23 protein-coding genes are annotated in these 25,155 nt (G+C 72.3%); 18 read left to right on the top strand and 5 right to left on the bottom strand.

Going from position 1 to position 25,155, the window contains the following annotated elements:
- Positions 1 to 7 precede the first annotated feature (7 nt).
- The 4 genes from KO353_RS09950 to KO353_RS09935 are packed head-to-tail and all read left to right on the top strand — an operon-like array spanning position 8 to position 3,501.
- A complete protein-coding gene (locus tag KO353_RS09950; RefSeq protein WP_218284515.1) occupies positions 8 to 793 on the top strand; it encodes an ABC transporter permease in 786 nt (261 codons plus the stop codon).
- Between the two features lie 17 nt (positions 794 to 810).
- A complete protein-coding gene (locus KO353_RS09945; RefSeq protein WP_218284514.1) occupies positions 811 to 975 on the top strand; it encodes a hypothetical protein in 165 nt (54 codons plus the stop codon).
- Between the two features lie 28 nt (positions 976 to 1,003).
- Positions 1,004 to 2,047, top strand: a complete 1,044-nt coding sequence (locus tag KO353_RS09940; RefSeq protein ID WP_218284513.1) for an ABC transporter substrate-binding protein — start codon at positions 1,004 to 1,006, stop codon at positions 2,045 to 2,047.
- The gene (locus KO353_RS09935; protein WP_218284512.1) at positions 2,044 to 3,501 is read left to right on the top strand and encodes an amidohydrolase family protein; all 1,458 of its coding nucleotides are present in this window, start codon (positions 2,044 to 2,046) and stop codon (positions 3,499 to 3,501) included. The genes KO353_RS09940 and KO353_RS09935 overlap by 4 nt, the downstream gene beginning before the upstream one ends.
- A gap of 21 nt (positions 3,502 to 3,522) precedes the next feature.
- On the opposite strand, the gene ftsH is transcribed toward KO353_RS09935, so the two are convergent.
- From ftsH to KO353_RS09920, 3 genes are all read right to left on the bottom strand, one after another.
- A complete protein-coding gene (ftsH, locus tag KO353_RS09930) occupies positions 3,523 to 5,331 on the bottom strand; it encodes an ATP-dependent zinc metalloprotease FtsH (RefSeq protein WP_218284510.1) in 1,809 nt (602 codons plus the stop codon).
- Between the two features lie 66 nt (positions 5,332 to 5,397).
- Positions 5,398 to 5,829: a tellurite resistance TerB family protein gene (locus KO353_RS09925; RefSeq protein WP_218284509.1), complete on the bottom strand. Its 432-nt coding sequence runs from the start codon at positions 5,827 to 5,829 to the stop codon at positions 5,398 to 5,400.
- A gap of 54 nt (positions 5,830 to 5,883) precedes the next feature.
- Positions 5,884 to 8,679: an ATP-dependent DNA helicase gene (locus KO353_RS09920; RefSeq protein ID WP_218284508.1), complete on the bottom strand. Its 2,796-nt coding sequence runs from the start codon at positions 8,677 to 8,679 to the stop codon at positions 5,884 to 5,886.
- Positions 8,680 to 8,750: 71 nt separating this feature from the next.
- On the opposite strand from KO353_RS09920, the gene KO353_RS09915 reads away from it, so the two are divergent.
- The gene (locus KO353_RS09915; RefSeq protein WP_218284507.1) at positions 8,751 to 10,349 is read left to right on the top strand and encodes a lysine--tRNA ligase; all 1,599 of its coding nucleotides are present in this window, start codon (positions 8,751 to 8,753) and stop codon (positions 10,347 to 10,349) included.
- 34 nt (positions 10,350 to 10,383) lie between these two features.
- Positions 10,384 to 12,414, top strand: a complete 2,031-nt coding sequence (locus KO353_RS09910; protein ID WP_218284505.1) for a phosphatidylglycerol lysyltransferase domain-containing protein — start codon at positions 10,384 to 10,386, stop codon at positions 12,412 to 12,414.
- Between the two features lie 16 nt (positions 12,415 to 12,430).
- On the opposite strand, the gene KO353_RS09905 is transcribed toward KO353_RS09910, so the two are convergent.
- Entirely contained in the window at positions 12,431 to 13,078 is a 648-nt protein-coding gene (locus KO353_RS09905; protein ID WP_218284503.1) for a S24 family peptidase, read from the bottom strand.
- A 159-nt stretch (positions 13,079 to 13,237) separates the two neighbouring features.
- Between KO353_RS09905 and KO353_RS09900 the strand changes: the two genes are divergently transcribed.
- From KO353_RS09900 to terL, 12 genes are all read left to right on the top strand, one after another.
- Positions 13,238 to 13,612 carry a hypothetical protein gene (locus tag KO353_RS09900; RefSeq protein ID WP_218284502.1) on the top strand — a complete coding sequence of 125 codons (375 nt, stop codon included), beginning with the start codon at positions 13,238 to 13,240 and terminating at the stop codon, positions 13,610 to 13,612.
- The gene (locus KO353_RS09895) at positions 13,609 to 14,073 is read left to right on the top strand and encodes a hypothetical protein (protein WP_218284500.1); all 465 of its coding nucleotides are present in this window, start codon (positions 13,609 to 13,611) and stop codon (positions 14,071 to 14,073) included. The genes KO353_RS09900 and KO353_RS09895 overlap by 4 nt, the downstream gene beginning before the upstream one ends.
- 162 nt (positions 14,074 to 14,235) lie before the next feature.
- Positions 14,236 to 14,457, top strand: coding sequence for a hypothetical protein (locus tag KO353_RS09890; RefSeq protein WP_218284499.1), 222 nt, complete (start codon positions 14,236 to 14,238; stop codon positions 14,455 to 14,457).
- Entirely contained in the window at positions 14,454 to 15,959 is a 1,506-nt protein-coding gene (locus tag KO353_RS09885; protein WP_218284498.1) for a portal protein, read from the top strand. The genes KO353_RS09890 and KO353_RS09885 overlap by 4 nt, the downstream gene beginning before the upstream one ends.
- A gap of 32 nt (positions 15,960 to 15,991) precedes the next feature.
- The gene (locus tag KO353_RS09880) at positions 15,992 to 16,738 is read left to right on the top strand and encodes a capsid assembly protein (protein WP_218284497.1); all 747 of its coding nucleotides are present in this window, start codon (positions 15,992 to 15,994) and stop codon (positions 16,736 to 16,738) included.
- A gap of 250 nt (positions 16,739 to 16,988) precedes the next feature.
- A complete protein-coding gene (locus KO353_RS09875) occupies positions 16,989 to 17,825 on the top strand; it encodes a phage capsid protein (protein WP_218284496.1) in 837 nt (278 codons plus the stop codon).
- 75 nt (positions 17,826 to 17,900) lie between these two features.
- The gene (locus KO353_RS09870; protein WP_218284495.1) at positions 17,901 to 18,470 is read left to right on the top strand and encodes a hypothetical protein; all 570 of its coding nucleotides are present in this window, start codon (positions 17,901 to 17,903) and stop codon (positions 18,468 to 18,470) included.
- 7 nt (positions 18,471 to 18,477) lie between these two features.
- Positions 18,478 to 20,358, top strand: coding sequence for a hypothetical protein (locus KO353_RS09865; protein ID WP_218284494.1), 1,881 nt, complete (start codon positions 18,478 to 18,480; stop codon positions 20,356 to 20,358).
- Positions 20,358 to 20,801: a hypothetical protein gene (locus KO353_RS09860; RefSeq protein ID WP_218284493.1), complete on the top strand. Its 444-nt coding sequence runs from the start codon at positions 20,358 to 20,360 to the stop codon at positions 20,799 to 20,801. Before KO353_RS09865 ends, KO353_RS09860 begins: the two co-directional genes overlap by 1 nt.
- 30 nt (positions 20,802 to 20,831) lie before the next feature.
- Positions 20,832 to 23,120 carry a glycosyl hydrolase family 28-related protein gene (locus tag KO353_RS09855; protein WP_218284492.1) on the top strand — a complete coding sequence of 763 codons (2,289 nt, stop codon included), beginning with the start codon at positions 20,832 to 20,834 and terminating at the stop codon, positions 23,118 to 23,120.
- Positions 23,117 to 23,425 carry a hypothetical protein gene (locus KO353_RS09850; protein ID WP_218284491.1) on the top strand — a complete coding sequence of 103 codons (309 nt, stop codon included), beginning with the start codon at positions 23,117 to 23,119 and terminating at the stop codon, positions 23,423 to 23,425. The genes KO353_RS09855 and KO353_RS09850 overlap by 4 nt, the downstream gene beginning before the upstream one ends.
- Positions 23,400 to 24,893, top strand: coding sequence for a phage terminase large subunit (terL, locus tag KO353_RS09845; protein ID WP_218284490.1), 1,494 nt, complete (start codon positions 23,400 to 23,402; stop codon positions 24,891 to 24,893). Before KO353_RS09850 ends, terL begins: the two co-directional genes overlap by 26 nt.
- On the opposite strand, the gene KO353_RS09840 is transcribed toward terL, so the two are convergent.
- The gene (locus tag KO353_RS09840) at positions 24,883 to 25,113 is read right to left on the bottom strand and encodes a hypothetical protein (RefSeq protein WP_218284489.1); all 231 of its coding nucleotides are present in this window, start codon (positions 25,111 to 25,113) and stop codon (positions 24,883 to 24,885) included. The genes terL and KO353_RS09840 overlap by 11 nt on opposite strands.
- Positions 25,114 to 25,155: the final 42 nt, after the last annotated feature.

The following is a 25,155-nucleotide window of genomic DNA, read 5'->3' as shown; positions in this document are numbered from 1 at the left end:
GGGCGGGATGGGCCGTTTCCTTGCCACGCTGCGCGCCCGGGCGCCCTCGACGGCGCTGATCCTCGGCGTGTTCGCCGCCTGGGAGGTCGCCTGCCTCGGCTTTGGCGTCAGTGACATCGTCCTGCCGCGGCCGACGCAAATCCTCGCCACGCTGATCGACCGCTGGCCCGCGCTCTGGCCGCACACCTACCAGACCCTCTACACCACCCTCGTCGGCTTCGGCTGGGGCGTCCTCGTGGGCGTCGTGCTCGGCGTGCTGATCGGCTCCTCGAGGCTTGCCTTCGAGACGGCCTATCCGCTGCTCGTCGGCATCTCCTCGATCCCCAAGGTCGCGGTGGTGCCGATCTTCGTGCTGTGGTTCGGTGCCGGAACGGTTCCGGCCGTGCTGACGGCGATGATCATCTGCATCTTCCCGATCGTGGTGAACGTCGCGACCGGGATTGCGACCGTCGAGCCCGAGCTCGAGGACGTGATGCGGACGCTCAAGGCCTCGAAGCTGGACATCCTCTGGAACGTCGGCCTGCCGCGGGCTGCCCCCTATTTCTTCGCCTCGCTCAAGGTCGCGATCACGCTCGCCTTCGTCGGCTCGGTGGTCGCGGAGACGGTCGCCTCCAACCGCGGCATCGGCAACATGATGATGATCGCCTCCTCGAGCTTCAACGTGCCGCTCGTCTTCGCGGGGCTGTTCATTCTCGCGGGGCTCGGGGTGTCACTCTACCTGATCTTCTCGGCGATCGAGCGGCGCCTGACCGGCTGGGCGCACCGCAAGGCCGAGCTTACCGTCACGACCTGAAGCCGGGGGGCCGACCGATGACGCATCTCACACGCCGTGCCGTGCTCGCCCGCCTCGCCCGCTCGATCGAGACGCTGCGCGAGGGCTTCGGCCTGCCGCGAAGCCCCGCCATCGCCGAGGTGTTCGACCGACGCTTCCGTCCACCCCTCGAGACGAGGCGCCTTCCCGCCTCGCTCGGCTGACACGAACCTCCATTGAAGGGAGACCAGGATGACGCTGTCCCGTCGTGCCCTGCTCGGCGCCTCGCTCGCCGCCGCCTCCGCCCCGCTCGCGGCGCCCGCGATCGCCCAGACGCTCACCAACATTCGCTTCACGCTCGACTGGCGCTTCCAGGGCGTCCACGCGTGGTACTTCCTCGCGCGCGAGAAGGGCTGGTTCCGCGAGGCCGGGCTGAACGTGACGATCGACCAGGGCGACGGCTCGGCCAACACCATCACCCGCATCATGGGCGGCGCCTATGACGCGAGCTTCGGCGACATGGGCGCGATCATCCAGCAGGCGGCCGCGCGGCCGGGCGAGCAGCCGCTGATGGTCTACCAGATCTACAACACCGCACCGTTCGCGATCGTCGTCAAGGCGGACGGGCCGATCCGCACCGTCGCCGACCTCGCGGGCCGCAAGCTCGGCGGGCCGGCGGGCTCGGCCGCCACCCGCACCTATCCGCTGTTCGCGAGGCTCAACGGCATCGACCCGACGAAGAACGAGATCCTCAACATGGCGCCGAACCTGCAGGAGCAGATGCTGATCCAGGGCCAGGTCGAGGGCTCGCTCGTGTTCACGCTGACGAGCTACATGAACCTCGTCGGGATGCGCCAGAACCCCGACCGCGACTTCCGCTGGTTCGTGTTCGCCGACCACGGCATCGAGGCCTACTCGAACGGCGTGATGGTGAGCCAGAAGCTCGCCCGCGAGAACCCCGAGGCCGTGCGCGGGCTTGTGCGCGCGATCAACCGCGCGATGCTCGAGGTCGGCCGCGACCCAACCGAGGGTGTTCGCCTCATGGCGCGGATCGAGCCCACCATCAACGAGGCGGTCGAGCGGCAGCGGATCGAATACGCCTGGCGGACGGTGATCGCGACACCAGAGGCGGTGCGGCTCGGCGCGGGCGATCTCGACGATGCCCGCCTTGGCCGCGCGATCGCGCAGACCGTCGAGGTGTTCGGTCTCTCGCGCACGCCGGCACCGTCGGAGGTGTTCAGCCGCGCCTTCCTCCCGCCGGCCTCCGAGCGCACGCTGACGCCGCCGCGCGCGTGAGCCTCGCCGCCGCGCCGCGGCGGATCGCGGCGGCGCATGTCGCCGATCCATGGACGACGCGCCGCGATGTCGCGCTGACGCTCGCGGAGGGGCGGATCAAAGAGGTCGGGCCGGCCGAGGACGCGGAGCCGCTCCTCGTCCTGCCCGCTCTCGTGAACGCGCATGACCATGCGCGCCCGATCCGGTCGAGCGCGTTCGGCGCCGCCTTCCGCCCGCTCGAGACGTGGCTGCACCACCTCGCGCTTCTGCCCCCGGTCGACCCATATCTCGCCGCTGCCGCCTCGCTCGGCCGGAGCGCTCTCGGCGGTGCGGGGGCGGTGATGGTGCACTACACGCGGGTGAACGGGCCGATGCCCCTGCCCGAGGAAGCGGCGTTGGTCGCCAGCGCCGCGCGCGACATCGGCATCCGGATCGGCTTTGCGGTGGCGATGCGCGACCGAAACCCGCTCGTCTATGGCGACCATGCGCCGCTCCTCGCCTCTCTCTCTCCCGCCTCGGCAGAGGCGATCGCCCGGCGGCTTGCGAAACCGCCGCTCCCTGCCGCCGAGCAGGTGGCGCTTGCCGATGCGGTCGCGGACCGGATCGCCGGGCCGCTGGTCGATCCGCAGTACGGCCCATCTGGCCCGCAATGGTGCTCCGACGCCCTGCTCGCCGCCGTCGCCGAGGCCTCCGAGCGGACCGGGCGCCGGGTGCACATGCATCTGCTCGAGACGCGCTACCAGCGCGCCTGGGCCGACCACGCCTATCCGGGCGAGGGAGGGATCGTTGCGCATCTCGACCGGCTCGGGCTGCTCTCGCCGCGGCTGACGCTCGCGCACTGCACCTGGGCGCGGCCGGACGAGCTCGAGCGGATCGCGGCGTCGGGCGCGACCATCGCCGTCAACACCTCGTCCAATCTCGGACTCCGTTCCGGCATCGCGCCGGTTGCCGAGATGCTGCGCCGCGGCTGCCGGGTGGCGATGGGGATCGACGGCCTCGCCTTCGACGAGGACGATGACGCGCTCAGGGAGCTTCGCCTCTTCTGGGCGTTGCATCGCGGCTGGGGGTTCGACGAGGCGGTCGATCGCCGCGCCGCGCTCGCGGCGGCGCTGCGCCACGGGCGTCGATCGGTCACCGGAAGTGACGAGGGCGGAACGATCACGGCAGGCGCGCCGGCTGACCTCCTCCTGCTCGACTGGTCGGCACTGGATGAGGAGTCGCTCTGGCCGGCGCTTGACCCGCTCGACCCGGTGCTCGCGCGCGCCTCGGCGCGGCACATCCGCGAGCTCATCGTCGCCGGCCGGACGGTGGTGCGCGACGGCAGGCTCACGGGCATCGACCACGCGGCGCTCCAGGCGGAGCTTCTGGCACGGTTCCGCGCCGGACTGCGGCATGACGACGCCTTCGCCGCCGCCCTGCCCGAATGGTCGGAGGCGGTGGCCCGACACTTCTCCGGCTGTCTCGGCTGCGGCTGAACGCAGCGGGCGGCGAAGCGGTCAGGCCGCGGCCGCAAGCGCTGGCTTCGGGAGGTCCTCCGGCCCGAGCGTCTCGCGCTCGAGCAGCGTCACCGCAAGCGAATCAAGCTCCGCACGCCGCGCCTCGAGGATCGACCGGGCGCGGGCATGCGCCTCGGCCACAAGCCCCTTCACCGCGAGGTCGATCTCCCGCGCCGTCTCCTCCGAGAAGCGACGCCCCCCGCCCTCGACCGGAAGCCCAAGGAAGCGGCTCGTCTCGGTCTCGTAGGCGACCTCGCCCAGGGCCTCCACCATGCCGTAGCGGGTGACCATGCCGCGGGCGATCTCGGTCGCGCGCATCAGATCATCCTGCGCGCCGGTCGAGATCTCGCCGAAGACGAGCTCCTCCGCCGCCCGGCCGCCGAGCAGCACCGCCATCCGCCCCTTGAGCTCGGAGGCGGTGAGCAGGAAGCGATCCTCCGTCGGCCGCTGCAGCGTGTAGCCGAGCGCGCCGACGCCGCGGGGGATGATGCTGACCTTGTGCACCGGATCCGCGCCGGGGATCGAGAGCGCAACGAGAGCGTGGCCGAGCTCGTGATAGGCGACGCGACGGCGCTCCTCAGCGTTGAGCAGGCGCGACCGGCGCTCGATGCCGGCGACGATCCGCTCGATCGCCGTGGTGAAATCCTCCATCGTCACCGCCTCGCGCTTGGCGCGAGTCGCGGCAAGCGCCGCCTCGTTGACGAGGTTTGCGAGATCAGCCCCCGTGAAGCCAGGCGTGAGGCCTGCGAGCTGATCGAGGTCTATCCCCGGCGCAAGCTTCACCTTGCGCACATGCACGGCGAGAATCGCGGCGCGACCCTTGCGGTCGGGCCGGTCGAGCGTGACCTGGCGGTCGAAGCGGCCAGCGCGGGTGAGTGCCGGGTCGAGGATCTCCGGGCGGTTGGTGGCGGCGAGGAGGACGATTCCGGAGGAGGGGTCGAAGCCGTCGAGCTCGACGAGGAGCTGGTTCAGGGTCTGCTCCTTCTCGTCATGCCCGCCGCTGACGATCCCCGCGGTGCGGGCGCGGCCCAAGGCGTCGAGCTCGTCGATGAAGATGATGCAAGGCGCCGCCTTGCGCGCCTGTTCGAAGAGATCGCGCACGCGCGCCGCGCCCACGCCCACGAACATCTCGACGAACTCGCTTCCCGAAATCGAGAAGAAGGGCACCCCTGCCTCTCCGGCCACGGCGCGTGCGAGCAGGGTCTTGCCCGTGCCGGGCGGCCCGACCAGCAGAACGCCTTTGGGCGCGCGCGCCCCGAGCCGGCCGTAGGTCTCGGGGTCCTTGAGGAAGGCGACGATCTCCTCGAGCTCCGTCTTGGCTTCGTCGGCGCCGGCGACGTCGGCGAAGGTGGTGCCGGTGTTGCGCTCGACATAGACCTTCGCCCGCGAGCGGCCGACCGACATCATGCCGCCCAGGCCAGCGCGGTCGGCGACGCGCCGGATCAGGAACCACCACAGGCCGAAGAAGACGAGAGCAGGCACGACCCAGGAGAGCACCGTCGTGAGGAAGGTGGACGGCATCGCTCCGGTGAAGGTCACGTTGCCGCGCGCGAGATCCTCCGCAAGGCTCTCCTCCACGCGCTGCGTCACGAAGAAGGGCTTGCCGTCCACCGGCTCGCGGAATCGCCCGGTAATGGTGGTTGGGCCGACCGTCGCCTCGGCGACCTTGCCCTCGGCGACCAGCTTCTTGAATTCAGAATAGGGGATCGTCTCGGTCTGCCGCACGGCGACCAGGAGGTCCTGGATCGCCACCATGGCGATCAGGGCGGCGAGGACGTACCAGAAGTTGATCTGCGCCTTCTTCTCCACGCCGCTCCCCTCCGCTCTCCGCCCGCGAGCTTCGCCCGGCTTCCGGGCTCGCCGCAAGCGCCCGCGTCAGCCGAGGCGTGCGTGCCGCGCGCGCGCGCCGCGTTCGATCGCGGCGGCGACGAGCCGCTCGATGTCGAGCCGGTGGCGCATCAGCTCGAGCACCCGCAGCTCCTCCTGCGAGGCGCGCCCGTCCGCCGCCACGACGTCGCAGGCGAAGGCATAGGCGGTTTCGCACAGCGACGGTGTCAGGGCGGCGCTGATCAGGGCGAAGGCACGCTCGAGCCCGTCCGCCCGCTGCAGAACCGCCACGCAGCGCTCCGCCACCTGCGAGAGCGAGCCGTGGTCGAAGCCGACGAAGGCCGGCATCGCGGTGACGATCCGGCCGATCGTCTTGAGCTCGCGGTCGGTCATCGTCCGGTCGGCGGCGGAGACGAGCACCATGGCGAAGACGAGCGCCTCGTGCGGCGTCAGCGGCTCCAGGGTCTCCGTCTCCGGCATCGGCGATCCTCCTCCACTTGGCCGCGTGCACATGGCGCCGGGCGTACGGCGCCGTCAACCCGCGCTGAGAAAGGCCCGTACCTCCGCCACCGCCTCGGCAAGGCCGACGCGGCGGACCGTCACACCCTCGGGAAGAACGGAGAGGATCCGCGACGGGGCGCGGCTGTCGAGCAGCACGAAACAGCCGCGGTCGGTCTCCGACCGGATCAGCCGGCCGAAGGCCTGGCGCAGCCGGGCGCGCGCGATCCTGTCGTCGATCGCCGACGGGGTCGCGCCGCCGAACCGGGCGCGTCGGGCGCGGTGCAGGATGGTCGGGCGCGGCCAGGGCAGGCGGTCGAACACGATCAGCCTCAGCGCCCGGCCCGGAACATCAACCCCGTCGCGCAGCGCGTCCGTCCCCAAGAGGCAGGCATCCTCCTCGGCGCGGAACACCTCGACGAGAGTGGCCGTGTCCATGGCATCGACGTGCTGGGCGAGGAGATCGATCCCCGCCGCCTCGAGCGCCGGCGCGATCCGGCGATGCACCTCGCGCAACCGGGCGATGGCGGTGAAGAGGCCCAGGGCGCCGCCACCGGAGGCGAGGAAGAGGGAGCGGTAGGCGGCGGCCACCTGGTCGGGGTCGTCGCGCCGCACATCGGTGACGACGAAGGCGCGCGTCGCCCGGGCATAGTCGAAGGGAGAGGGAACCGCGACGCGAAGCGGCGGCGCGAGCAGGTGCAGCGCACCCGTCGCCTCCTCCGCCGCCTGCCAGCGCCCCTCCTCCGTCTCCGCCCCCGTGTCCCGAAGCGTGGCCGAGGTGATGAGCACCCCGTGCGCCGGTTCGGCGACGACGCGGACGAAGGGAACGGTGGGGTCGACCCAGTGCCGGCGCATCCCGACATCGGCCTCGTGCCCGCCGCGCTGGACGATCTCGAACCAGTCGACGAAGCGTTCCCCGGGACGGCCGGCCTCGGCGGTGCCGGCAGAGACGGCGTTGAGCATGCCGCGCCAGGCGGCGAGCGGGTCGAGCGCGCGCCGGGCAAGCGACCGGCAGAGGCTCTCGATCCTCTGACGCTCGCCGCTGTCAAGGCTCTCCGCCTCGTCGTCGAGCCGTGCGGCGAGGCCTTCGCGCAACCTCTCGAGCGGCGCCGCGATCCGCCCAAGAGCCCGCTCGAGCCGTCGGGCGGCGTCGGGGAGCCCCTCGACCATCGGCAGGACCTCGGCCTCGATCACACCGCCCTGATCGTCGCGCGTGCGGCGCGCGAGCACCTGCCGACGCACGAGCCGCAGGAAGGCCTCCGCCGGGTTGTCCTCGCCCGGAGCAAGCCCGGCGAGTTCCGGGCGCGGGGGCTCGGCAAGGCGCGCGAGCCACCCGGGCGCGGGCAAGGCGCGTGCGGCCTCGAGCGCGGCCTCGAGCGCGCGCGCAAGCTCGGGATGGTCGGCGACGAGGTCTTCGGCGCGGCGGCGCAAGCCCCGGGCGCGCCCGCGCCCGCCCTCGTTGCCGCGAAGCCAGCGTCGCAGCTCCGCGGTCTCGGAGCCGGAGAGAGCAGCGGCGAACACGCTGTCGGCCGCGTCGAACAGGTGATGGCCCTCGTCGAACACGTAGCGTAGCGGCAGCCCGCCCGCGTCGGGCGCGCCCCAGGCGGCCTGCACCATCACGAGCGCGTGGTTCGCGACCACGAGGGTCGCGTGCCGCGCGGCACGGATGCCGCGCTCGATGAAACAGCGGCGCCAGTGCGCGCAGGCCGAGTGGATGCACTCGCCGCGCCGGTCAGAAAGGGCGAGGGTCTGGCTCGGACCGAGAAGCTCAGGGATCCAGCCCGGCAGGTCACCCCCCTGCAGGTCGCCGTGCCGGGTCGCGCGCACCCAGCGCGCCATCAGCCCGAGCGCGATCATCGCCGCCGCGCCGCGACCCGCAGAGGCCACCGCCTCCTCGAAATTGAGCAGGCAGAGGTAGTTTTCCCGCCCCTTTCGGATCGCGACATGGCGTCGACGCTCGGCCTCGTCGGGCCAGAGGCGGGCGCATTCGGCGTCGATCTGGCGCTGCAGGTTTCGGGTGTAGGTGGAGAGCCACACGGGGGCGCCGTTGCGCTCGGCCCAGAGGCTCGCGGGCGCGATGTAGGCAGCTGTCTTGCCCGTTCCCGTTCCGGCTTCGGCCAGCACGACGCGCGGCACGCCTGGGGTGTCGCGTGGGGCGAAGGCCTCTGTCGCGGCGGAGGCGAAGTCGCTCTGGCCGGGCCGGTCCTCGGCCGCTTCGCCGAGCAGGGCGGCGAGGCGCGCCCGCGCCTCGGCCGGCAGGACGGGAAAGCTCGAGGGCGGTGGCGGGCGTGCCGTCTCCTCCCATTCCGGGAGCGCCTCCCACACCCTGAGCGCCGAGGTCCCACCCGTCGCGTCCGGCGCGCCGAGAGCGGCGAGCAGCGGCGCCGCCCAGGGCCAGCCCGCCGCCCCCATCAGCGCCGCGAGCGCGGGTGCATCGCGGTTCGCCGGCGCGGCGCGGGCGGCAGCCGCAAGGCGCAGAAGCATGGTTGCGATCGCGGGCAGAGACGCGGCGGCGTCCTCGAGCGTGCGCGGCGGCGCGAGGCCGAGCGTCTCCGCGAGCCCGCGCGGCGTCGGCACCACTGGCTCGGCAGGGCGGACAAAGGCCCAGAGCTCGAGCACGTCGGCGGCGGCGAGAGCGGCAAGGCCGAGGCGCCGCGCCGTCGCCGGGGCGTGGCACACAAGCGGCGGGGAGGAGGCCCGAAGCCGCGCCTGCGCCGCCTCGAGAGGCAGCGTCTCGATCTCGCCCTCGGGCCAGAGCACGGCGGCACGGCCGAACGAGGCCACGACGGCCGGCCCCTCGGGCAGCACGATCCGTGGCGCGGCGCCGCTCACGCTGCGTCCCGGGCGCCCCGGCCCGCACCGCTCATGTTGACCCCCATCGGGGCCGTTCCTAGGTTGCGACGATGACGCACTTCGCCCCGCATGCCCATGACTGGCGCGCCATCCGCGCCTGGCCCTTCGAGGAGGCCGCCCGCGTGGCTGACCGTCTCGCCGCGCGCCCGAAGGCGGAGGCGCTGTTCGAGACCGGCTACGGCCCCTCCGGCCTGCCGCACATTGGCACCTTTGGCGAGGTTGTCCGCACCACCATGGTGCGCAACGCCTTCCACCGGCTCTCCTCCATTCCGACACGCCTGCTCGCTTTCAGCGACGACATGGACGGGCTCCGGAAGGTGCCCGACAACGTGCCGAACCGCGAGATGCTCGCGCAGCATCTCGGCCGCCCGCTTACCGCCGTGCCCGACCCCTTCGGCACCCATCCGAGCTTCGGCGAGCACAACAACGCCCGGCTGCGCGCCTTTCTCGACCAGTTCGGCTTCGAGTACGAGTTCGCCTCCTCCACCGCCTACTACCGATCCGGCCGGTTCGACGCGGCGCTCAAGCGCGTGCTCGAGCGCTACGACGAGGTGATGGCGGTGATCCTGCCCACACTCGGCCCAGAGCGTCGCGCCACCTATTCGCCGTTTCTGCCGATCTGCCCGCGCACCGGGCGGGTGATGCAGGTGCCGGTGCTCGAGCGGAAGCTCGATGCCGCAACGATCGTCTGGCGCGACGAGGAGACGGGGCGGCTCGTCGAGACACCGGTGACGGGCGGGCACTGCAAGCTGCAATGGAAGTGCGACTGGGCGATGCGCTGGTTCGCGCTCGGCGTGGACTACGAGATGTCGGGCAAGGACCTGATCGACAGCGTGCGTCTGTCCTCGCGGATCTGCCGGATCCTCGGGGCCGAGCCGCCGGAGAGCTTCACCTACGAGCTCTTCCTCGACGAGAAGGGGGAGAAGATCTCGAAATCGAAGGGCAATGGGCTGTCGGTCGAAGAGTGGCTCGCCTATGCCCCGCCCGAGAGCCTCGCCCAGTTCATGTACAACAAGCCGCACGCCGCGAAGCGCCTCTATTTCGACGCGATCCCGCGTTCGGTGGACGAGTATCTCGCCAATCTCGAGCGCGCACGCACCGAGACCGAGCCGGCGGTGGCAGCGAACCCCGCCTGGCACATCCATGGCGGGCGCATCCCCGACAACGGTGGAAGCCCGCTCTCCTACACGATGCTGCTCAACCTCGCCTCGGTGGTGAACGCCGAAACGCCGGAGATCATGTGGGGCTTCATCCGGCGCTACCGCCCGGACGCCTCTCCGGAGGCGATGCCGATGCTCGCCGTGCTCGTCGAGCGGGCGGTCGCTTACTATCGCGATTTCGTCCGGCCGGCGAAACGGTTTCGCGACCCCGACGCGACGGAGGCGGCGGCGCTTGCCGATCTCGCCGAGCTGCTCGCGGCCATGCCGCCCGGCGCGGATGCGTCGGCGCTTCAGGACGCGGTGTTCGAGGCCGGCAAACGCCACTATCCCAAGGAACGCCTGCGCGACTGGTTCGGCGCTCTCTACCAGGTCCTTCTTGGCCAGGAGGAGGGGCCGCGCTTCGGCGGGTTCGTGGCGCTCTACGGCGTGGCCGAGACGGTGGCGCTGATCCGCGGCGCGCTGGCCCGCGCCCGCCCGGGCGCTGCCTAAGCGCCGCGGCTCCCCGGCGCGTGGCGGAGGGAGGATGAGCCGCGTCCGGTCGCTTGCGCGCCATCTTCCCGCGGCGCTCGGGGTCGCGCTCGTCGTCGGCGCGCTCTGGGTGGTGCAGCGCGAGCTCGCCGCGCTCAGGCTCGCCGACGTGCTCGCGGCGATGGACGCGATACCTGAGCCGTCGATCCTCCTCGCCTTCGCGCTCACGGTGGTCGCCTATCTCGTTCTGACCGCCTACGACACGCTGGGGACGCGCTTCGTCGGCCATCCGCTCCCCTATGGCCGGATCGCCTTCGCCTCGTTCACGGCCTACGCGCTCGCGCACAACATCGGCTTCGCCACGCTCTCGGGCGCAGCGATCCGCTACCGTCTCTATGTGCTCTGGGGCATGTCACCGTTGCAGATCGCGGGTGTGGTCGCGTTCACGAGCCTCACCTTCGTGCTCGGCGGGCTCACCTTGGGCGGACTCGTGCTGCTTGCCGTGCCGCACGCCATCCCGGGCTTCGGAGGGTGGGTGCCGACACCGGTGATGGCGGCGGTCGGCCTCGTCATGCTCGGCCTCGTGCTCGGCTATGCGCTCGTGGGGCTCGTCCGCCGTGAGCCGATCGTTCTCTTCCGAACCGCCATTCCCCTGCCCGGGCCGCGCATGGCGGCCGCACAGGTTCTGCTCGCGACCGTCGATGTCGCGCTGACGGCGGGGATCTTCTACGTGCTCCTGCCGGACGCGCCCGGCCTCACCCTCCTCGTCTTCCTCGCGGTCTATGTCACCGCCTACACCGCGGCGATGGCGAGCCATGTGCCGGGCGGGATCGGCGTGTTCGACGGCACGATGCTCGTCGGGCTTGCGCCCCATCTCGATGCCGCGACCATCGTCGGCGCCCTGCTCGTCTTCCGGCTGCTCTACCACATCCTGCCGCTGTTCCTCGCGGGCGGGCTGTTCGCGGCGAACGAGGTCCTGATCCGACGCGTTGCGGTGTCGCGGGCGCTTGTGCAGGCCTCGCGCTGGGGCGAGCCCTTCGTCGTGCCCGTGCTCGCGGCCGCCGTGACGCTTGCGGGGCTGATGATGCTCTTCCTCGGCTCGCTGCCACCTGTTGAGGCGACGGTGGCGCTCGCCGCGCGCGGGCTCGCCGAGCCGGCCGCGCCGCTCGTGCAGCTGTCGCACTTCGCCGCGAGCGTGATCGGTGCGGGGCTGCTCGTGGTCGCTTGGGGGCTGTGGCGACGCGTCACGATCGCCTGGGCGATGGTGCTCGCGCTGCTTCTGCTCGGGGCGACGACGGCGGCGGCAAAGGGGCACGGGCTTGTCGCACCGCTCCTGCTCGTCGGCATCGCCGCAGCCGTGGCGCCGTTCCGGCGCAGCTTCTATCGCGACACACGTCTCGTCCGCGAGCCCTTCACGGCGAGCTGGCTCGCCGCCGTGGCCTCGCTCGCGGCGTGCGCGATCACGCTCGCGCTGTTCGCCCATCTCCGCCGCGACCGGAGCGACGAGACCTGGTTGTCGGTGGTGCTCGCCGCCGACACGCCCTGGTCGCTGCGCGCCACGATCGGGCTCGGCGTGGCGCTGCTCGTGTTCGCCCTGTGGCGTCTGTTGCGGCCGGCGCGAATCGAGGTCCACCCGCTTGATCCTGCCACGCGGGCGCGGCTTGCCGCGCTCGGCCATGCCGCGCCTGTGGCGCGCGAGGCGGACGGGGTGGTGTTCGGCGAGGCCGGCAAGGCGGCGATCGCCTTCCGCAGGCTTCCCGGGATCTGGCTCGGCCTCGGCGACCCGGCGGGCGACGAGCACGATCGGATCTCCGCGATCTGGCGCTTCCGCGATCTGTGCGACCAGGAGGGGGTCGACCCCGCCTTCTGGCGGGTCGGGCCGGACCTCCTCCACGTCTATGGTGACATCGGGCTCACCGCCTTTCCGCTGACGGAGTCGGATCGTCTCGCCGAGGAGACGGAGGGGGACACGCCGCCGGCCGAGCACTACATGGTGTGCAAGGCGGAGCGGGACCTGCTCCGCCTCCTTCCGCTCGTACCGGCTCTGGCACGCGGCGGGCGGGCGGAGCCTGCGCCGGTCGGGTGAGCCGGTCCGGACGGGTCTACTGGCTCGCCCAGATGATCCGGGCGATCCAGGAGATCTCGTCGATGTCGAAGCTTCGGCCCGGGAAGGCCGGGTTCAGCGAGGCGAGCTCGATCCGCCGGGCGGAGCGACGGACGAGTTCCTTGGCCATGACCTCGCCGTCGGTCGTGCGGACGCAGACGCGATCGCCCCGCCGGGTCGGCGCCGCGGGCGAGACGATGACGATGTCCCCATCACGGTAGACCGGCTCCATCGAGTCGCCCGAGATCTCGAGCGCATAGGCGTGCGGGTCGGCGATCGCGGGAAGCTCGATCTCGTCCCAGGCCCCGCCGACCGGGTAGCCAGCGTCGTCGAAATAGCCTTCCGCTCCGGCCTGGGCGAGGCCGATCAGCGGGATGCGCCGTGGCGCGGCGGCGGCGGCGCGGCGCGGGGCGGCCGGGTTGCCGGTGATCAGCTCGGTCAGGCGCTCGAGCGGAGCGCCGACGGCATCGAGCACCTTGGCCACGCTCTCGGTCGAGGGCCAGCGCGGCTTGCCCGCCCCCGTGACCCGCTTCGAGCGGTTGAAGGTGGTGGGGTCGAGCCCTGCCTTCCGGGCGAGGCCTGAGGGGGTCAGGCCATGCTCGGCGGCGAGCGCGTCGATCGCGCGCCAGATATCCTCGTGCCGCATGGTAGGGACACTATCCTAGGACTTCTCGGCGATTTCATTAGGAACATCGTCCGTTTTCCGCTTGCGGTTGCGGCGCGCATGAGGGAATATGTTCCCGTTCTGTTCTCAACCCCGGCGTGTCCGCCTCCTCCCGGCGCGCGCCCTCCTGGAGACCGCCCCATGTCGCTTGCGTCGCATCGTCGCCATGCCCCGGTGCTGACCGACATCAGCGATGTCGTTCCCTTCGCTAGCGCCGAGGAGGCCTGGTTCTGGACCATGGCCGGGCTGTCCGCCCGCGCCGCCGGCGCCCGGATCGTCGCCGGCCTCGGAGTCAAGCCGCGACCGTGCGAACCCGATGACGTGGTCCGCTGCCTCGACCGGCTGTATCGCCAGCGCCGGATCGACCTCGTTCACGTGCGGATCCTCAAGATGTATGGCGAGCGCCAGGTGCCGCCCGACCCGCGCCACCCGGCCGACCGGAGCGCCTGGCGCCTCTGGCGCGAGGCGCTTGACCGGCTGGACTGGCCGCTCCGCCTCAAGGGGATCGTGGCGTGAGAGGCGAGGATCGCCGCGCGCGCTCGCGCGGACGCGCGACAGAGGAGGTCTGGATCGCCTTCGCCGGCCGGGCGGAGATGGCGTGGCTGAGGCTGTTCCGGCCGGGCTTCCGCCACTGCTTCGCAGCACTTGCCGACGCCGAGGGCTGGACGCTGGTCGACCCCCTCTCGGGACGGCTCGTCGTGCAACGCCTCGCCGCGCCGCGAAGCTTCGACCTGCCCGGGTTCTGGCGCCGCGCCGGGTTCCGTGTGCTCGGGCCGTTCACGCCCGCCCCGCCGCGGCGCTCCTGGCTCCCGCCGCTCCTGCCCGCGACCTGCGTGACCGCCTGCCTCGCGCTGCTCGGGAAGCGGCACCGATTCCTGTTCTCCCCCTACGCCCTCTACCGTACGTTGAGCAGGGAGATGAACGGAAAGCCGCTTGTAGGAAAAAATACCTTGACGGGTCCGGCGAACCCGGGCTAGAACCGCTTCCGCCAAGGGGCGCAGTGCGCCTCGAGGCTCCATCCTCCCCTCCCTGACTTGACGGCCCGGTGCGCTCGCACCGGGCCGTCGCCTTTTCCGGGCCGGGGAGGTCCGGCACCGCGCGTGCCCGTTCCGCCGTCCGCGATCGCGAGGAGAGTGCCCATGGGTGGCCTGTTTTCCGCACCGAAGCCGCCGCCACCGCCCGAGCCCCCGCCCGTCGCCCCGCCGCCGAAGGAAGACCCGGAAGAGGCGGCGCGCGCCGCGCGGCTCAAGGCGCTCGAGCGCCGCCGCCGCGGCCTCGCCGGGACGGTCGTGACCTCCTATCGCGGCGTTCTGGTCGAGAAACTCCCCGCGGTCGAACGCAAGTCGCTGCTCGGCGAATGAGCACCACCGCACGACAGGGCCGACCCCCGGGCGCTGCGCCCGGGCTCGACCCGGAGGCTCTGCTCGCCCGGCACCGCCGCGCCCTCGCGCGACGCAGGCCTTGGGAGGCCACCTGGAAGGAGTGCTACGACCTCGCCCTTCCCGGCCGCGCCACCGACGCCACGCCCACCCTCTATGACGGCACGGCCGCCGATGCCGCCGAGCAGCTCGCCGCCTCGCTTCTCGCCGAGCTGACGCCGCCCTGGACGCGCTGGTTCGGCTTCACCCCCGGACGCGGCACGGCGAACGGCAAGGCCGACCCGGCTGGGAAGGAGGCGGCGATGCTCGAGCACGCCGCCGAGGCGCTGCACGGGGAACTCGCGCGCTCGAACTTCACGGTCGAAATGCACCAGTGCTTCCTCGACCTCGTGGTCGCCGGCACCGCCTGCCTCGCCGTCGAGGAGGCCGCCCCGGGCGAGCCCTCGGCGCTTCGCTTTGCCGCCGTGCCGCTCGCCGAGGTGGCGCTCGAGGAAGGCCCCGAGCACCGTCTTGACACGGTGTTCCGAACCTCGTCGCTGACCCTTGCCGAGATCCTCGGCCGTTTCGGCGGCGTAGCACTGCCGCGCGGGCTTGCCGAGGCGCCGGGCGACGAGCCGCGGCGGCACCGGGTCGTCGAGGCCGTCATCCCCTCGACGCGCGGCTACGACTACGCCGCCATCCTCGCCGCCGACGGCGAGGCGCCGGTGGTCCTCGCCGAGGGACGCTTCGCCACCTCCCCCTTCATCGCTTTCCGCTGGATGAAGGCGCCGGGCGAGACCTACGGCCGAAGCCCGGTGATGAAGGCGCTGCCCGACATCCGAACCGCCAACAAGGTGGTGGAGCTCGTGCTCAAGAACGCCTCGATCGCGGTGACCGGGATCTGGCAGGCCGACGACGACGGCGTGCTGAACCCGGCCAATATCCGCCTCGTTCCGGGGGCGATCATCCCGAAGGCCGTCGGCTCCTCGGGGCTGACGCCGCTCGCCGCCCCGGGCCGGTTCGACGTCAGCCAGCTCGTGCTCGACGATTTGCGCGCGCGCATACGCCACGCCCTGCTCGCCGACCGGCTCGGCCCCGTCCAGGGAGCGCGGATGACGGCGACCGAGGTGCTCGAGCGCTCGGCCGAGATGGTGCGCATCCTCGGCGCAACCTTCGGGCGCCTGCAGGCGGAGCTCCTGCAGCCGCTGCTCGCGCGCTGCCTTGCGGTTCTGCGCCGGCGGGGGATCGTTCCGCCCGTGGCGCTCGACGGCCAGGCGGCGGTGCTCGTGATGCGATCCCCGATCGCCCAGGCGCAGGCCCGCGCCGACGCCCAAGGCGTGCTGATGTGGCTCGAGGTGGTGCGGGCTCTCGGGCCCGACGCCGCGCACACCGCCGACGCCGCCGCCGCCTCACGCTGGCTCGCCCGGCTGCTCGGCGTGCCGGCGGACCTCGTGATCAGCGCCGACGAAGCGGCGGCGCTCGCCGCCGACCCCCTCGCCCCCTGACACCGAAGCGACCCTGCACCGGAGAGCACGACATGCCCGACAACCTGCTTGAGATCACGCTCGAGGACGACGCCGCACCGAAGCCGAAGGGCAGCCGGCCGGCGGACGTTCCGGAGAAGTTCTGGGACGAGGCTGCCGGCGAGATCCGCCTCGAAGCGCTGCTCAAGTCCTACCGCGAGCTCGAGCGCAAGCTCTCGCGCATGGTCACCGTTCCGGGGGACGATGCCGACGAGGAAGAACGGTTCCGCTTCTTCCGCGCCATCGGCGTTCCGGACACGCCCGACGCCTACCGGATCGAGCCGCGCCACCCGCTCGTCACCTCCGATCCCGAGGTCAACGCGCGGCTGCACAAGGCGGGGTTCACGCCCGCTCAGGTGCAGCTCGTCTACGACCTCGCCGCCGAGCGGCTCCTGCCCCTGATCGCCGAGGCGGCGCAGATGTTCGAGGCCGAGCGCGAGCTCGACAAGCTGCGGGCGCATTTCGGCGGCGAGGAGCGCTGGCAGCGCGCCGCGAAGCAGCTCTCGGCCTGGGGGCGCGCCAACCTGCCGCCTGCCGTGTTCGAGGCCCTCTCCTCCACCGCCTCGGGCGTGCTCGCGCTCAAGGCGATGATGGAGAAGGGCGAGCCGACACTGATCGCAAAGAGCGAGGCCGAGGACACGGTCACCGAGGAGGAGCTGCGCCAGATGATGCGCGACCCGCGCTACTGGCGCAAACGCGACCCCGACTTCGTCGCCCGCGTGACGGAGGGGTTCCGACGGCTCTTCCCCGGCGAGGCCTGAGCCGCCGCGAGGTCGACACGGCCCGTGGCCGCACGCGGCGCGGGCCTGAGCGGGGCTTGAGCCGCGCCGTCCTCTGCCCCACGGCACGGCTCGCCCCGCACCCCTTCCGCCTTCGGCCAACCGCGCCGGCAGAACCGTCGCGGCCCGCGGGCACGGCCGCGAGCGAGGCCCCCCTCCCGCGCGAGGGAACGGACAACCCGCCCGCCGCCACGACCCCAGAACGCAACCCCAAGGATGAGGATCCCCGATCGTGGCCACCTCGATCGAACAGTCCTTCGTCAAGCAGTTCCAGACGGAGGTGCACGAGGCCTATCAGCGCCTCGGCTCGAAGCTCCGCCCCACCGTGCGGTCGAAGACCGGCGTGAAGGGCGCGTCCACCGTGTTCCAGAAGGTCGGCAAGGGAATCGCCGGCACGAAGGCGCGGCACGGCGCGGTGCCGGTGATGAATGTCGACCACACGCCGGTCGAGTGCTTCCTCGCCGACTATTACGCCGGCGACTGGGTCGACAAGCTCGATGAGCTCAAGATCAACCACGACGAGCGGCAGGTGACGGCGAACGCCGGCGCCTATGCGCTCGGCCGCAAGACCGACGACCTGATCATCGCGGCGATGAACGGCGCCACCCGGGAGGCGACCGGCACCGCCCCCGGCACCACCGACGACGACGGGCTCACCAAGGCCAAGATCCTGCTCGCCTTCGAGATGCTCGGCGCCGCCGACGTTCCCGATGACGGGCAGCGCTTCGCCGTCGTCGGCTGGAAGCAGTGGTCGGAGCTGCTCAACATCCAGGAGTTCGCCAATGCCGACTACGTCGGGCCTGACGAGCTGCCCTGGAAGGGCACCCAGGCCAAGCGCTGGCTCGGCACGCTCTGGATCCCGCACAGCGGGCTCACCCGCCAGGGCAATCTCCGCTTCTGCTACTGGTACCACCGCACCGCCATCGGCCATGCGGTGGGCGCGGAGGTGCAGACCGACATCACCTGGCACGGCGAGCGCGCCGCCTGGTTCGTCAACAACATGATGAGCCAGGGCGCGACCCTGATCGACCCGGACGGCATCGTCCGGCTGCGCTGCCGCGAGGCGTGAGCCTCCCTCCCCCTCCGCCGCGAGGCGGAGGGGGAACTCTCCGGTTCCGGTTCCCTCTCCGAAGGACACTCGGCCATGGCGCTCTCGGCGATCGCCCTCTGCTCGCGCGCTCTGCTCAAGATCGGCGCCTCGACCATCTCGAGCTTCGACGACGGCACCGCCGAAGCCGAGGTGGCGGCGAACCTCTACCCCTCGGTGCGCGACGCGCTGCTCTCGGCCTTCCCCTGGAGCTTCGCCACCGCGCAGCTGAAGCTCGCGCGCCTCGCCGCCCCGCCCGCGGCCGACTTCGCCCACGCCTTCCAGCTTCCGGCAGATTTCCTGCGCGCCCTCTCGGCCGGAACCGGCGGCCAGGGGCGCGGCGTCGCCTACCGGATCGCCGAGAACCGGCTGCACGCCGACGCCCCCGAGATCGTGCTCACCTACATCTTCCGCCCGGCCGAGGCGACGTTCCCACCCTTCTTCGACAGCGCGCTGATCGCCCGCCTCGCCGCCGAGTTCTGCATCCCGCTGACCGAGAACACCTCGCGCGCCGAGCTCCTGTTCCGCCTCGCCGCAGAGGAGCTGCGCGCGGCACGGCTGACCGACAGCCAGCAGGACACGCCGCCCGCCTTCCAGGACTTCTCGCTGATCGCCGCCCGCGGCTGACCGGACCATGGCCTCGATCCGCCGCCTCAAGACGAGCTTCGCCGCCGGCGAGCTTGCCGACGAGCTGCTCGGACGCCCCGACCTGCGTGCCTACGAGAACGGCGCCCGCCGGCTGCGCAACGTGTTCATCCTGCCCACAGGCGGCGTGCGCCGCCGCCCAGGCCTGCGCCACATCACCGTCCTGCCCGGGCCCGGAAGGCTCGCCGCCTTCGAGTTCAACACCGAGCAGACCTATCTCCTCGCCTTCCTCGACCGGTTGCTGATCGTCTTCCGCGGCGAGACGGAACTCGCCCGGCTCGCAACCCCCTGGGCGCAGGCGCAGCTGCCGCAGCTCGCCTGGACCCAGAGCGCCGACACGATGCTGATCGCCCACCCGGACGAGCCGCCGCAGCGCCTGACGCGCGGCCCGGGCGAGACCTTCTCGCTCGCGCCGTGGCGCTTCGTCGCCCTGCCCTTCTTCCGGTTCGGCGACGAAGAGGTGACGCTCGCCGCAAGCGGCACCGCGGGCACGGTCACGCTCACCGCCTCCGCCCCGACCTTCGTGCCCGAACACGCCGGCGCCGAGTTCCGGATCGGCAAGAAGCGCGTCCGGATCGCCGGCGTCAGCTCGCCTACGGTCGCCACCGCGACCGTGCTCGAGACGCTCGCGGGCACGGCGGCGACCAAGGACTGGGACGAGGCGGCGTTCTCGCCGGCGCGCGGCTGGCCCGCCACACTCTGCTTCCACCAGGACCGGCTGGTGATCGGCGGCTCGCGCGACCTGCCGAACCGGCTCTGGCTCAGCCGTACGGGGGACCTCTTCAACTTCGACCTCGGCACCGGCCTCGACGACGAGGCGATCGAGTTCGCTCTCGTCTCCGACCAGGTGAACGCGATCCGCGCCGTGTTCTCAGGCCGCCACCTCCAGGTGTTCACCTCGGGAGCGGAATGGATGGTCAGCGGCGACCCGCTGACCCCAGGCAACATCCAGCTCAACCGCCAGACCCGGATCGGGTCCCCTGTTGACCGGCTCGTGCCGCCGGTGGACGTCGACGGGGCGACGATCTTCGTCTCGCGCAGCGGCCGCAGCGTGCACGAGTTCGCCTTCGCCGATGTCGAGCAGGCCTACCAGTCCTCCGACCTCGCGGTGGTGGCGCGCCATCTCGTCGACCGGCCGGTCTCGATGGCCTACGACCAGGTGGGGCGCCTCTTGCACATCGTCATGGCCGAGGGCTGGCTCGCGACGCTGACCCTCTACCGCGCCGAGCAGGTCACCGCCTGGACCCGCCAGGAGACGGATGGCGCGTTCCGCTCCGTCGCCGAGGTCGAGGGTGCGGTCTACTTCATCGTCGAACGCGACGGCACGCAGCGTCTCGAGCGGCTCGACCCCACCCTCTCGGTCGATGCCGGCGTGCGCCGCGTCACCGCCGCCGCGGCCACCGCCCTCACGGGGCTCGACCATCTCGAAGGCCGCAGGGTCGAGGTGGTGGCCGACGGCGCGCCGCGCGGCGAGGCGGTGGTCGTGGGCGGGGCGGTGCCGCTCGACCCGCCGGCGCGCGACGCCCAAGCGGGGCTTGGGTTTGCGCATCTGATCGAGCCGCTTCCGCCGGAGCTCGCCTCCCAGTTCGGCGCGCGCTCGGGCCCCGTGCGGCTCGTCTCGGTGACGTTCCGGCTTCTCGAGACCGCGGCGCTTTCGGTCGACCTCGGCGCCGGGCTCAGGCCCGTGCCCTTCCGTCGCCTGGGCACGGCCCTGCTTGACCGCGGCCCGCAGCCTTTCACCGGCGACAGGACGCTGCGCGCGATCGGCTGGCGACGCGACGCCAGCCGGCCGCTGTGGCGTATCGAGGGCGACGCGCCTCTGCCGCTGACGCTGCTTTCCGTCACCACAGAGATCAGGGTGAACGACTGATGGCACAGATCGCACCGCTCGCCTCGCTCGTCTCCGGCATCGCCGGCCTCGCCGCGGCGCAGGCGCAGAGCCGCCAGGCCGCCGCCCAGGCCCAGGCGCAGGCCCAGGCCCAGGCGCTGCGCAATGCCCAGCTCCAGGCCCAGGCCGAGGAGGCGCAGCGGCAGCGCCGCGAGGCGCTCGCCCGAACCGTCGCCTCCGCCCGCGCACGCCTCGCCGCCGGCGGGCTCGCCTCCGGCGAAGGCTCGGCGGCGGCGCTCGTCTCGGGCCTCGAGCAGGAGGCACGCGCACGGGACGACGCCGATGCCACGCAGCTCCGCCTCCGCCTCTCCGCCAGGAGAAGCTCGCTGCTCGACGACAGCGGCAGCTTCCTGCCCTTCGTGCGCGCGGGCGCGACGCTGGCCTCGAGCCTCGGCCAGTCGATCCGAAGCCTGCTCAGCTACTGACGCGACCCGACCCGGAAGGAGAGCGCCACGATGGGCGACCACATCACGATCGGCGCCGCGTCCCCGCGGATCCAGTATCTCGCGAGCGGAACGGACACGGTCTTCACTTATCCCTTCCCGATCTTCCGGCCCTCGGACATCGCGGTCTATCTGGGCGAGGAGCGGCTCTACGAGGGCTTCTCCGTCACAGGCGCGGGACGGTCCGGGGGCGGAACGGTCGTGTTCGACATGCCCCCTCCGGCGGGCACCGTGGTCACGCTCCGGCGCCTGCTCACGCTTGGGCGCGTGACCGACTTCCAGGAAAATGGCGAGCTGCGCGCCGCGGTGCTGAACGACGAGCTCGACGTCCAGGCGGCGGCGCTGCAGCAGGTGGCGGAGGAGGCCGCGCGCGCGCTCCGCTTCGCGCCTTTCGACACCGCGCCCGAGCCGGTGCTGCCGTCGCGCGCGGCGCGGGCGAACCGGCTGATCGGCTTCGACAGCGCGGGCGTGCTCTCGCTCTACCCGGCGACGGGGGGCGGCGAGGTCTCCGGCACCTTCCTGCAGGCCGGCGCCGGCGCGGTGCCGCGCCCCGTGACGGAAAAGCTCGCCGAGACTCTGTCGGTGCGCGATTTCGGCGCGGCAGGGGACGGCCTGACCGACGATCGCGCGGCGCTCGAGGCTGCCTTCGCTGCCGCCGCGACCGGCGGCAGGATCGTGCTGATCCCGGAGGGTGATTTCCTCGTCTCCGGCCCCGTGGCGCTGCCTGCGGCGGCGGCCGGCCTCGTCATGCGGGGCAGGATCCTCTACGCGGGTTCGTCGCCGGCGGCCGTGCTGACGCTCGGCAGCGGCGGCCCGGGGGCGGTCCAGGGCAGGCTGTGGCAGGGCATACGCGTCGTCCGCACCGTGCCATCCGACTGGTCGAGCGAGGACGACATCGGCGTTCTGCTGCGCACGCCGAGCGACTGCTCGATCGAGATCGCGGAGGCCTCGGGCTTTACGATCGGCGTGCAGGTGCTTGCGGAGAGTGCAGCGGCGACCGGCACGACGCTCACGCTGGGGCGGATCGCCAACAACCGGATCGGGCTTGATCTCCGCAGCGGCGACAGTGCGGGCGCGCTCTCCACCCTGCGGGTCGTCGGCGGCCGTTTCGTCGTCGCCGCGAGCGTCAACCCCTCGCTCGAGCGCTTCGGCGTGCGCGTCTCGGCACCTCCCGGCGCGAACCGCGCGCCGAGCGGGCTCGTGTTCGACTCGCCCTTCTTCGCGCTCGGCGCCGGCAGCGCCGCCGGCATTCCGTTCCTCGTCGAGACCGACGGCCGGTCGCTTGTGGCGCGCGACATCCGCCTCTCCGGCCCGGGCAGCATCGTCGCCCGCCATACCGGCTCGGCCGAAGACCATCTCTACGACGTCGCCGCGGCGACCGTGCCCGGCCCCCTCGCGGTCGAGTACGGCGTCGGCGCCGGGCGCGCTGGCGCGGCGGTCGTCTCACGCCAGGCAGCCATCCCGTCGCTCGCCCTGAGCCGGCCGGTCGCGACGATCGCCAATCTCCGCGCGTCGGCCTTCCGCTGGTCGGCCACCCAGACGGGGTTCGACCAGCTCGCCTGCATCGACGGCACCGCCGCCGCACCGGCCACACTCGCCGCCGCCGCACGCCCGGGCCTTGATGGCTACACGCTCGGGCCCCGCGGCGTGACCCTCGGCCCGGGCCGCGGCCTCGGCTTCGTGGTTCGAACCGGCGCCTGCCGGAATTTCGCGCTCGCGCTGGACGGCGATCCGGTCCGCCTCGTCGTGTTCTGTTTCGATGCGTCCGGCGCGCTTCTGACCGACGCCGCCGGCGTGCTCGTCCGGCTCTCGACCGGGGCGATCACCTACGACGCAGCGCGCGGCTGGTGGGTGTCGGCGGCGGAGCTCAACGAGGCGACGGGAACCGCGCTGCCGGCGATCTGGCTCTCCCCGCTGGTCGCGACGGCGCTGATCGGGGTCGTTCGCGGCGCGGCGAACGCGGAGCTGCGCGGGCTGAGGCTGACTGCCGATCCGCGCCACGCGCCGTCGCTTCTGTTCGGCCTGCCCGGCCTGCCGCACGGCAAGCGGGAGCTCGTTGCCGAAACGAGCTGGGACCCGCCCGCGCTCGTGCCCAATGCCTCCGCCGTGCAGACGGTCACGGTGCCCGGCGCCGCGATCGGTGACCATGTCACGGTCGGCTTCGGCGTCGCCTCCGCCGACGTGCTCTTCTTCGGCACCGTCTTCGCAGCGGACACGGTCGCGGTCATGGCGTGGAACCGCTCCGCCTTCACCATCGACCTACCCTCGGGCACGCTCCGGCTCCGCGTGATCAAGACGTGAAGGCGCTGCGGGCCCTGATCAGCGCCCAGCTCGAGGCGGCGGCGACGCGCGTGATCGAGAGCTACCGCACCTTCATGAACGACGAGCCGGAGGCGGGCGACGCGCGTGCCTTCGCCGCGCACCACGCCGCCTGCAAGGCCGCACTTGCGCATCTCGACCTCCTGATGCGGCTCGCGCGTCTCGTCGGCGTGGAGCCGGAGGCTGTCGAGGCGAGCGAGGAGGAGGCGCGGCTCATCGCCGAGGCGCGCGAGGCGCTCGCGGGCGAGGAGGACAGCGACGATGACGACCGGGTCGGACGCGGCTGACGCGATCGAACGCACGCCGTTCCCGCATTTCCTCTGGATCTGGAACCGGTTGAACAATCAGGGCACGCCGGCGCATCACCGGCGGATCGCGCGCTGGCTCAACCTGCGCCGCGAGAAGGGAGACACGCGGCTTCTGCTGACGTGCTTCCGCGGCGCGGGGAAGTCGACCGTCGTCGGCCTCTACTGCGCGTGGCTGCTCGCCTGCGACCCGACGCTGCGCCTCCTCGTTCTTTCGGCCGAGACGGCACTCGCGACGAAGATGGTCCGCAGCGTTCGGCAGATCATCCGTCGCCATCCGCTCTGCCGCCACATCCGCCCGCGCGCGCCGACCGAATGGGCGGCCGATCGCTTCACCGTCCACCGCCCGGGGGCGGGACGCGACCCCTCGATGCTCGCGCGCGGCATCGGCGCCAACATCACCGGCAGCCGGGCCGATGTCGTGATCGTCGACGACGTCGAGGTGCCGAACACCGCCGACACGGCAGCGAAACGGGAGGAGCTGCGCGCGCGGCTCGCTGAGATCGAGTTCGTGCTCGTCCCGGGCGGCACCACGCTGTTCATCGGCACGCCGCATGCCGAGGACAGCATCTACGCCGACCGCGGCCGCGACGGCGCCGAGCCCTATCTCGCCGGCTTCCATCGCCTCAGGATTCCGCTGCTCGACGAGGCGGGCGCCTCGGCCTGGCCGGAACGGTTCACGCCCGAGCGGATCGCGCTGATGCGCCGCCGCGTCGGCCCGCGCGCCTTCGCCGCCCAGATGCAACTTGAGCCGCAGCCGCCCGAGGATGCACGGCTCGACCCCGCGCAGATGGTCCGCTACGACGCCGAGCTCTCGCTGACGATGGGAAATGGCGGGATGCTGCTGAGGCTCGGCGAGACCCGGCTCGTCTCCGCGAGCTGCTTCTGGGACCCCGCCTTCGGCGCCCCCGAGCGGGGCGACCATTCGGTTCTCGCCGCCGTCTTCACCGACGCCGACGGCAACCACTACCTGCACCGGGTCGTCTACCTCACCCACGACCCAAAGGGCGGAGAGGACGCCGCGACCCAGCTCTGCCGCCAGGTGGCGCTGATCGCGCGCGAGCTGCACCTCCCCTCGGTGACGGTCGAGAACAACGGCATCGGCCGCTTCCTGCCCGGGCTCTTGCGCGCCGAGATGGCGCGGGCGCGCGTGCCCTGCGCGGTCGCCGAGCGGACGAGCACGCGGTCGAAGTCCGAGCGCATCCTCGGCGCGCTCGAGCCGGTGCTTGCCGCCCGCCGCCTCTGGGCGCACCGCTCCGTGCTCGAGGGGCGGTTCGCCGCCGAGATGCGTGAGTGGCGCCCGGGCGCCAAGGGAGGCCACGACGATGCGCTCGATGCGGTCGCCGGCTGCCTGCTCGCCGAGCCGGTGCGGCTGCCGCGCGCGGCCCCGGCCGGGCGTCAGGCCTGGCGCGGCGGCAGCTTCGGCGCCGACACCGGGTTCACGCCGTGACCGGCTCGGCGATCTTCAGGATCTCGCTGCGGTGCCGGGCAAGCCCCGCTTCGGTGATCTCGAACCGCCCGTCGCCGCGGCGGGCGCAGAACCCCATCCGCTCGAGGCGGACGAGGCACGGCCCGTCCATCAGCCCGGGCGGCCGGCCGATCGGGCCGGCCGCCTTCAGCCGGTTCAGAGCCGACCGGCAGCACGTCTCGAGATAGGGCTCGTTCCACATCGCGCCTCGATATCGGCGTTCCGCGCCGAGCGCGCAACCCCG

This window comes from Elioraea tepida, assembly GCF_019203965.1.
Classification (GTDB): domain Bacteria; phylum Pseudomonadota; class Alphaproteobacteria; order Acetobacterales; family Acetobacteraceae; genus Elioraea_A; species Elioraea_A tepida.
Note: the sequence above shows the minus strand (reverse complement) of the source record. Positions and strands in the feature narration are given on the sequence as shown.

Bases quoted from the DNA above. Each gene is read 5' to 3' on its own strand.
- KO353_RS09865 (WP_218284494.1), top strand. From the start codon at position 18,478: ATGGCCTCGATCCGCCGCCTCAAGACGAGCTTCGCCGCCGGCGAGCTT.
- KO353_RS09855 (WP_218284492.1), top strand. From the start codon at position 20,832: ATGGGCGACCACATCACGATCGGCGCCGCGTCCCCGCGGATCCAGTAT.
- KO353_RS09840 (WP_218284489.1), bottom strand. From the start codon at position 25,113: ATGTGGAACGAGCCCTATCTCGAGACGTGCTGCCGGTCGGCTCTGAAC.
- KO353_RS09925 (WP_218284509.1), bottom strand. From the start codon at position 5,829: ATGCCGGAGACGGAGACCCTGGAGCCGCTGACGCCGCACGAGGCGCTC.
- KO353_RS09905 (WP_218284503.1), bottom strand. From the start codon at position 13,078: ATGCGGCACGAGGATATCTGGCGCGCGATCGACGCGCTCGCCGCCGAG.
- KO353_RS09885 (WP_218284498.1), top strand. From the start codon at position 14,454: ATGAGCACCACCGCACGACAGGGCCGACCCCCGGGCGCTGCGCCCGGG.
- KO353_RS09950 (WP_218284515.1), top strand. From the start codon at position 8: ATGGGCCGTTTCCTTGCCACGCTGCGCGCCCGGGCGCCCTCGACGGCG.
- KO353_RS09910 (WP_218284505.1), top strand. From the start codon at position 10,384: ATGAGCCGCGTCCGGTCGCTTGCGCGCCATCTTCCCGCGGCGCTCGGG.
- KO353_RS09890 (WP_218284499.1), top strand. From the start codon at position 14,236: ATGGGTGGCCTGTTTTCCGCACCGAAGCCGCCGCCACCGCCCGAGCCC.
- KO353_RS09940 (WP_218284513.1), top strand. From the start codon at position 1,004: ATGACGCTGTCCCGTCGTGCCCTGCTCGGCGCCTCGCTCGCCGCCGCC.
- KO353_RS09880 (WP_218284497.1), top strand. From the start codon at position 15,992: ATGCCCGACAACCTGCTTGAGATCACGCTCGAGGACGACGCCGCACCG.
- terL (WP_218284490.1), top strand. From the start codon at position 23,400: ATGACGACCGGGTCGGACGCGGCTGACGCGATCGAACGCACGCCGTTC.
- KO353_RS09900 (WP_218284502.1), top strand. From the start codon at position 13,238: ATGTCGCTTGCGTCGCATCGTCGCCATGCCCCGGTGCTGACCGACATC.
- KO353_RS09860 (WP_218284493.1), top strand. From the start codon at position 20,358: ATGGCACAGATCGCACCGCTCGCCTCGCTCGTCTCCGGCATCGCCGGC.
- KO353_RS09870 (WP_218284495.1), top strand. From the start codon at position 17,901: ATGGCGCTCTCGGCGATCGCCCTCTGCTCGCGCGCTCTGCTCAAGATC.
- KO353_RS09945 (WP_218284514.1), top strand. From the start codon at position 811: ATGACGCATCTCACACGCCGTGCCGTGCTCGCCCGCCTCGCCCGCTCG.
- KO353_RS09915 (WP_218284507.1), top strand. From the start codon at position 8,751: ATGACGCACTTCGCCCCGCATGCCCATGACTGGCGCGCCATCCGCGCC.